General features: G+C 47.1%; 5 protein-coding genes and 1 pseudogene. All 6 read right to left on the reverse strand.

The genetic code is table 11. The features are described from left to right. Positions 1-493 (reverse strand): hypothetical protein (locus Q0338_RS07065; RefSeq protein ID WP_298086138.1); only part of this gene is annotated, 493 nt, incomplete at its 3' end. Positions 494-841: 348 nt separating this feature from the next. After that, a complete protein-coding gene (locus tag Q0338_RS07070) occupies positions 842-3,214 on the reverse strand; it encodes a hypothetical protein (protein WP_298086139.1) in 2,373 nt (790 codons plus the stop codon). A gap of 320 nt (positions 3,215-3,534) precedes the next feature. Then, positions 3,535-4,293 (reverse strand): hypothetical protein, encoded by a 759-nt coding sequence (locus Q0338_RS07075; protein WP_298086140.1) that lies wholly within the window; start codon positions 4,291-4,293, stop codon positions 3,535-3,537. An 84-nt stretch (positions 4,294-4,377) separates the two neighbouring features. After that, on the reverse strand, positions 4,378-5,061 hold the full coding sequence (locus Q0338_RS07080; protein WP_298086141.1) for an amino acid racemase: 684 nt from the start codon (positions 5,059-5,061) through the stop codon (positions 4,378-4,380). 63 nt (positions 5,062-5,124) lie between these two features. Then, positions 5,125-6,468, reverse strand: coding sequence for an anaerobic C4-dicarboxylate transporter (locus tag Q0338_RS07085; protein WP_298086142.1), 1,344 nt, complete (start codon positions 6,466-6,468; stop codon positions 5,125-5,127). 85 nt (positions 6,469-6,553) lie between these two features. Continuing rightward, a pseudogene (locus Q0338_RS07090) lies at positions 6,554-6,934 on the reverse strand (aspartate ammonia-lyase); the annotation flags it as partial.

The following is a 6,934-nucleotide window of genomic DNA, read 5'->3' on the forward strand; positions in this document are numbered from 1 at the left end:
GCAAGCAAATCGGAGCTACGGCAAAGCCGTATAAAAATCCATAAGCGGCATATCCGCTGCCGCTATCCTTCACAAAAAACGACCCGATAATAAGCAAAATCGGATATAAAATCAGGACTATGCTGGCAAAATTTTCTATCCTAAAAGCCAGGAAGCTATCCCACTGATCCCTCACGAAAAGATAGCTGTATCGCTTGGTTTTATCTCGTTTTAAAACATAAATCGTCCAGAAAATAGGCGCAACTATCATCACAGCGTCCCGAATATAGCTAAAAATTTCAGGTGGCAATTCTATGCCGTTGCTTATAAAAAACGACTCCATATACGACGCTAGGATCGAAAAAAGATAAAAAACGGCAAACGTCGACGACCAGTACGTCATAGTCGCCCGCCTGATAAACCTATGCCTATCATACCGCCTTTTTGCATCCTCAGAGATTGCGGCAAATTTCTCGTCCAGCTCTTTCATCTCGGCTTGAAATTTTGCGTTCACGGCTAGCTCCTTTTGCAAGCGCTTATTTTAGAAATTATATCAAACTTGACGTAGTAAAGCGCCTAAATTTGGGGATTAAATTTGGTTTCAAAGACATAGCCGCATTTTGAAAATTTTACGTTTTGCCGCCGCTTGGCAAATTTAATCAAGCAATGACAAAGAAAATCAACTTAAATTTGACCCGTTTGCCGTAAAATATCTGCGGATAAAAAGATAGCGCCGCGTCCCGCACGAGCTAAGGCCTAGCGCAATGGTTAAAAGCGTACCGCCTATTTACGGCGATCAGACTCAAATTTAACCCGAGCTTCCCGGCTAAATTTGAGCGGGTTTAAAAAGCAAAAGGATAAATTATTCTACGAGCTTCATCTGCTCGGCGCAGATGGCCTTCCATGAGCTTTGCAAATTTGAGCCGACGCACTCCTGCAGATACGGCTTTGCTTCGCTTTCGCGTTTTAGTTTGATGTAGATTTCCGAGATCTGAGCTAGCGCGCGCAGCCTGTTTTCGGGATCTAGGCGCGTATCTACGAGTTCTCGCGCGGCTTGCAAAGCCTCGCCTAGTCTATCTAGCTTACTTAGCGAGCCGATGTACTCAAAGTCGATTTTCGGGCTAAAAGTGGCGATATGTAGGCGTTTTTGTAGGTCGATCGCCTTTTTAGCGTAAACCGACGCGTTTAAAAAGTCGTTCGCGCCGTACGTCGCCTCAGCCATGCGGTCGTAGAGTTCGATGACCTTAAAGTCGTTTTTGCGTAGCGTCTCGACGGCCGTTATCGTCGCGGCGGCGTCGGTGAGCCTACCTAGCCCCATCAGCGCCTCAAATCTATAAAAAAGCACGGGCGAGACGTCGGCGTACTCCTGCCTAGACGCGATAGCCAGCGCCTCGTCGGCCACGCGCAAGGCGTCGTTATACTTCTGCGTCTTTATCAAAACGGAGGCTAGTTTGATGAGCCACTCCACGCGGTCGAGCATGTCGGGCGTCGAGATATTTTGCGAGGCGAGCTCGTGCGCGGCGGCGAAACGAGAGAGGCGCATATAGCAGTCAAAGAGCTTAAATTTAGCCCCGATTTTCTCGCCTACGCCGTAGTTTTCTGTCAAATTTACAGCCGTAGCACAGTCGTTTTGACGGATGGCTTCACTCGCTAAATTTAGCGCCGCCTGATCCAAGACCGCACTAGCGTCCGTATCGTTTAGATCGTGCACAGCCTGGGTATAGCGCAGGACGGAGTCAAATTTGCGCTCTTTTAGATAGAGCGCGACCTGCTCTTTTAGCGCCTTGGCGCCGACGTCCGTTTTGCCGTATTTTTCGATGAGCGCGTCGTAGTGATCGTGTAGCTTTGTCGCGTTGCTCTCGTCGTTTCTAGCGAAAAATAGCTTATCTAGCGCATTTTGCACGATGGCGGCATACTGCCCGTCTGCAAACTCGCTTTGGTACCTTTTTAGGTATTCGTAGGCTTTTTGCGTGTCAGGCGTGCCTGTTAGCGCGATTCCTAGATTTTTTAGCACGGTTTCGTAATCATCGTCGTTTTTGTTTAAGCGGGCGAGTAAAATTTCATAAATTCTCGCGGCGATATCGTCCATATTTTTCTCGTGAAATACCCCAGCCAGCGTCGTTAGCTTGGACGCGTCGTTTAGCAGGTACTCTTGATTTTTGTTTAAAATTTTGAGCATAAAGTCCTTGGCGCGGTCAAATTTGGCCTTGTCGATGCTGCCCTGCACGAGGCTCAGAGCCGCGCGGCTAGCGACGTCTAGCGTCTGCGCCGAGTACAGCACGTCCTCGTACATCTTTACCGCCTCGTCCTGCCTGCCCGTGACGTAGAGCCTGTCGGCAAACTCAAGGACGGCTAGCTTGGTAAAATTTGAGTTTGGATGCTCGTTCATGAGAATGTCTAGCGTGTAGTTCGCGTCACTAACGAGCTCCTGCCTAAGGTAAGCTTTTGTCACTAGATAGAGCACCTCGGGATAGTTTTCGTCCGACACGAACCGCCTCATCCACGCGCGCCCCTCGCTCGCGACATCCGCCGCGCCAAGACCTTCGAAGCTATTTTGCGAGTCTAAAATTTTATCCAAAGCGCGCAGTCTGTATAGCAAAAACTCGCTGGCAAAAATGCTGTTTGGATAGCGCCTTAGCGCCGTCTGGATCGTCGCTATCGTGTCGTCGTAGCGTTTGGCGTCGTAGCTTTTTTTCACATCTAGGTACATATTTATGTCGTTGCTATCGCCGCTTTCTATCGGGGCTTTGTTTAGATCGAGCGGTCCGACACTAGGCGCGGTCATCTGCTCAAATATCGGGGCGAAATTTATCCCCGCGTTTGTTTGTTTTTTAAATTCGCTTAAATTTTGATCTATCACGATGGCGTGGCGTTTGGCTGCGCCGCCGTTTTTACTAAACGGCACTGCGGATGCGCCGTAAAGAGGCTCGCTAGACGAGATCAAACGCGAGCTCGCGCGCGGCACGACGTAGATACGCATGCCGCTCTTTTCCTCGCGAAATCTCACTTCAGCCAGGGCTAAAATTTTATCGTCGACCTTCGGCAGTGCGCCGCCGGCAACGTCGCAAAAATACAGCTTGCGGTCGTAGGCGAGGATCTCCTCTTTACAAACGAGTCCCTTCTCGTCGCTGATGTTTATCACGGTGTATGGCCTGCCGTCCTCTGCGCCCGAATTTACGCTCAGGCTAAAAGAAAACGCCAAAATCGGTAAAAAAAGCAAAAAATATTTTCTCATGCGGCCATTATACCCTTTTTCGTTTAAAAAGCGCTATAAAAGCGAATATTACGCGCTTTTGAGGCGATTTTTTTACTAAATTTCGCGCATTTGGATAAAATTTTATTTAGCCTAAATTTAACTTTGGCATACCGATAGAATTTTGATTTTAAAGAGCGCGGTTGGCGGGCTAATTTTTTTAGTTCGGCAGCCAAATTTTACCCGCCCCTCCATCCAAAAACCATGCTCTATGAGTCAAATTTGACGTTATAACGCCGAGTTTTGAGATTAAATTTAGTGTAGCGCGCCTCGGCAGATAAATCTATCCGCCAAATTGCTAGCTACTGTGCCGTTTTTACGATTTTAACCAGCTTAAAGGCGTATCCGCTAAATTTCGCCCTACAAAGCGCGACCGTGCCCTTCATCTGCGGCTCTAGCTTAAATTTAGCCACAACGTCGGCGCCATTAGCCTGCACGCTCACTATATCACCGTCTTTTACCTTTGCGGCCGCAGCAAACGACGCCGAGCCGATTAGCTCTTTCGTTTCATCGCTCAAATTTGAACCGCCCGCCTCATCCATAAAAAACACGACGCTACCGTCAAAGCTCTCAGGTTCTTTTAACGGCGTTAGCTTGCCGTCCGTTTTAAACTCACCCTGCTCTGCGTCAGACAAAACGACGTTTTTACCGAGCATTTGCAAAAACTCGAATATATTTTTCGCGTCAGCATGAGCTAAAAAGGAGCTATCGATCACGATATTTTCGCACTCCTCTAAAAACTCCGCGATCTGCTCAAACTCCTCCTCGCCGACGTTGCACTCGCCGCTTAGGTATCCTTCGTCAAGCCCCTCAAAATATTCGCGCGTTTGCTCGTCAAATTTAGCCGCGTCAAGCGAGTATTTGCAAAGCAAAGCCAGCACGTAGCTAGCCGATCCGATCTCGCAACGAACGAGATTTTCAGTGCCTAAAATTTTATCCTCAAAGCAAGAAATATATAAAAACTCATTTTGCTTTATCTGCTCCGCTAGCTGCGGATTTTGCTCGCAAAGCAGGCTTGCCAGGCTCAAAGTTTTTGCATTTTTAAATTCGCCAAATTTCATCGTTTATCCTTTAAATTTAGCTTGGATTTTATAAAAATTTGTTTTAAGAGGGGGTAAATTTGCGCCGATTAGACGCAAATTTGATTATTTTTCTAGGCCGAATTTGACGGCTGCTTTAGCAAGCTCGAGGGTAGCGTCTACGAATTTATCTTTTTTCGTCGCGTACGGCAAAAATAGCGGTATCTCCGTGCAAGCCGCGATATACGCATCAGCCTCGATAGCCGCGATCGTGTCGTTAAAGAGCTCAACGTACTCTTTTAGCTTGTTTGCTTTTGCGCCCTTGTAAATGCAGTCCATGATGTTTGTCATCAAATTTTCGGGGATTTTTACGCACTCTAGGCCTGCGGCGATCAGCTCGTTTTCGTAAATTTTAGCCGCGGTCGTGCCGGTGGTGGCGATGACGGCGATCTTTTTAGCGTGCGGGAAATTCGACTTTATCGACGCGGTCGCGATTTTAGCGATGTGCAGGATATTTACGCCGCACTCATCCGTTAGGCGCTTGGCAAAAAAGTGAGCCGTGTTGCAAGCTATGCAGATAGCCTCGCAGCCCGCGTTTTTGAGCCTCGTCGCGGACTCTTTCATAAAAGGAAACGGATCCTCGCCTCCGTGCAGGATATACGCCGTGCGGTCCGGGATCTGAGGATAGTTATCGATCACGATAGGGATGTTGTCCTGGTCTTTTGCGGCGTTTGTGAGTTCTACGATCTTAGCGTATAGATCTATCGTAGCTAGCGGTCCCATACCGCCTAAAATTCCGATTCGTTTCATGAAAAAGTCCTTAAATTTAAAAAAGCCGAGAGCGAAGTCTCGGCTAAATTTAGCTCAAAATTCTTAGAGAAGAACAGGAGCGATGAGGAATGCTAGCGCAACCGAAAGAGCAACCATGATGGTGCCAGGCACGAAGAATGAGTGGTTAAATACGAATTTACCGACTCTAGTCGTTCCCGTATCGTCCATAGCGATAGCGCCCAAAGTCGTAGGATACGTAGGAAGTACGAATAGTCCTGAAACAGCGGCAAATGAAGCGACTAGGATCCAAATTTGACCTGAGTTTTCAGGCGTAGTCATACCTAGCGCAGCAGCGACCGCAGGCATCATAACGCGAGTGGTTGCGGCTTGAGAGTATAGCAAGCAGCTTAGGAAATATAGCGCGACGGCTAATATAAACGGATACTGCGTAACGACGTTTTTAGCTACCTCTTTGATGCTATCGATGTGGCCGTTTACAAAAGTAGTGCCTAGCCATGCGATACCGATGACGCATATGCACGCGTTCATACCGCTTTGGAAAGTGCTGGTTGAAAGCAATTTGCTAGTGTCGACCTTACAAAGCGTAGCGATAAGGAAGCCAATAGTAAGCATAAAGCTGATGATAGCAGCGTCTCTAGAAAGGATAGGTTTTGCCACGATGCCAAGGCTCTTTGAAATAACGAGCGCATAGCAAACGACGACTAAAACGCCGACGGCAAATATCGCAACCGATCTTTTCGCATAAGGTTTTAGCGCCTGATACTCTACCTCTTTTATCTCCGAAACCGCGCCTCTAGCAAGTCTGTCTTGATAGATAGGGTCTTTTGAGAGGTCAAGATCGTAAAATTTATTTACGATAAAGGCCGTAATGATCATAGCTACGAAAGTAGTAGATATGCAGATGAAAAGTAGCATCGGATAGCTAACGCCAAGAGGCTCGCAAACGCCGGTCATAGCAACGAAAGCCGCAGATATAGGGCTAGCGGTGATCGCTACTTGAGATGAAACAACAGAAAGCGCAAGAGGCGCGCTAGGTTTGATGTTTTGCGTTTTAGCAACCTCTACGATAACAGGGATCATAGAAAACGCAGTGTGACCTGTGCCTGCTAGGATCGTAAGAAGATACGTAACGATAGGCGCTAGGTAGTTGATTTGTTTTGGGTTCTTGCGCAAAATTTTAGATGCGACCTGAACCAAATAATCAAGTCCGCCCGCGACTTGCATCGCAGTGATGGCTGAAATAACGGACGCGATGATTAAAATAACGTCCATCGGGATATCTTTCATATCCACTTTCATACCAAGCATCGCCAAAATAACGACGCCAAGACCACCGGCGTAACCCACGCCCATACCGCCTAGCCTAACGCCTAGGTAGATACCTCCGAGTAGGACTATAATCTGTAAAATCAGCATTATATCCATAGGAAAACTCCTTGTATTAGATTTTTTACTTACTAAATTTAAAAGGCGCCGAATTTGACTTCGGCGCTTTAAGACTTTTGCTCAATTATTTGCCCATGTGAGGGTTTAGCATATTTTTAGGTTCTAAGATCTTGTCTATCTCCTCTTTTTTCAAATATCCTCTCTCCAAGCAGATATCGCCTACGGCTTTGCCTGTTTGCAACGCTTCTTTAGCGATGCTTGCAGATTTTTCGTAGCCGATGTATGGGTTAAACGCAGTCACGATACCGACTGAGCCAAGCACTGATTTTAAGCATGCCTCAGGATTTGCGGTTAGCTTTTTGATAGCTTTTTCGGCTAGGGTTTTCATTGCGTTTTCAAGGATAAAGATCGAGTTAAATAGCGCGTAAGCGATGCCCGGCTCAAATGCGTTTAGCTCAAATTCGCCTCTCTCGCTGCAAAGCATGATAGTTACGTCATTGCCCAT

The sequence above is a fragment of the uncultured Campylobacter sp. genome, assembly GCF_938018145.1.
GTDB lineage: Bacteria > Campylobacterota > Campylobacteria > Campylobacterales > Campylobacteraceae > Campylobacter_A.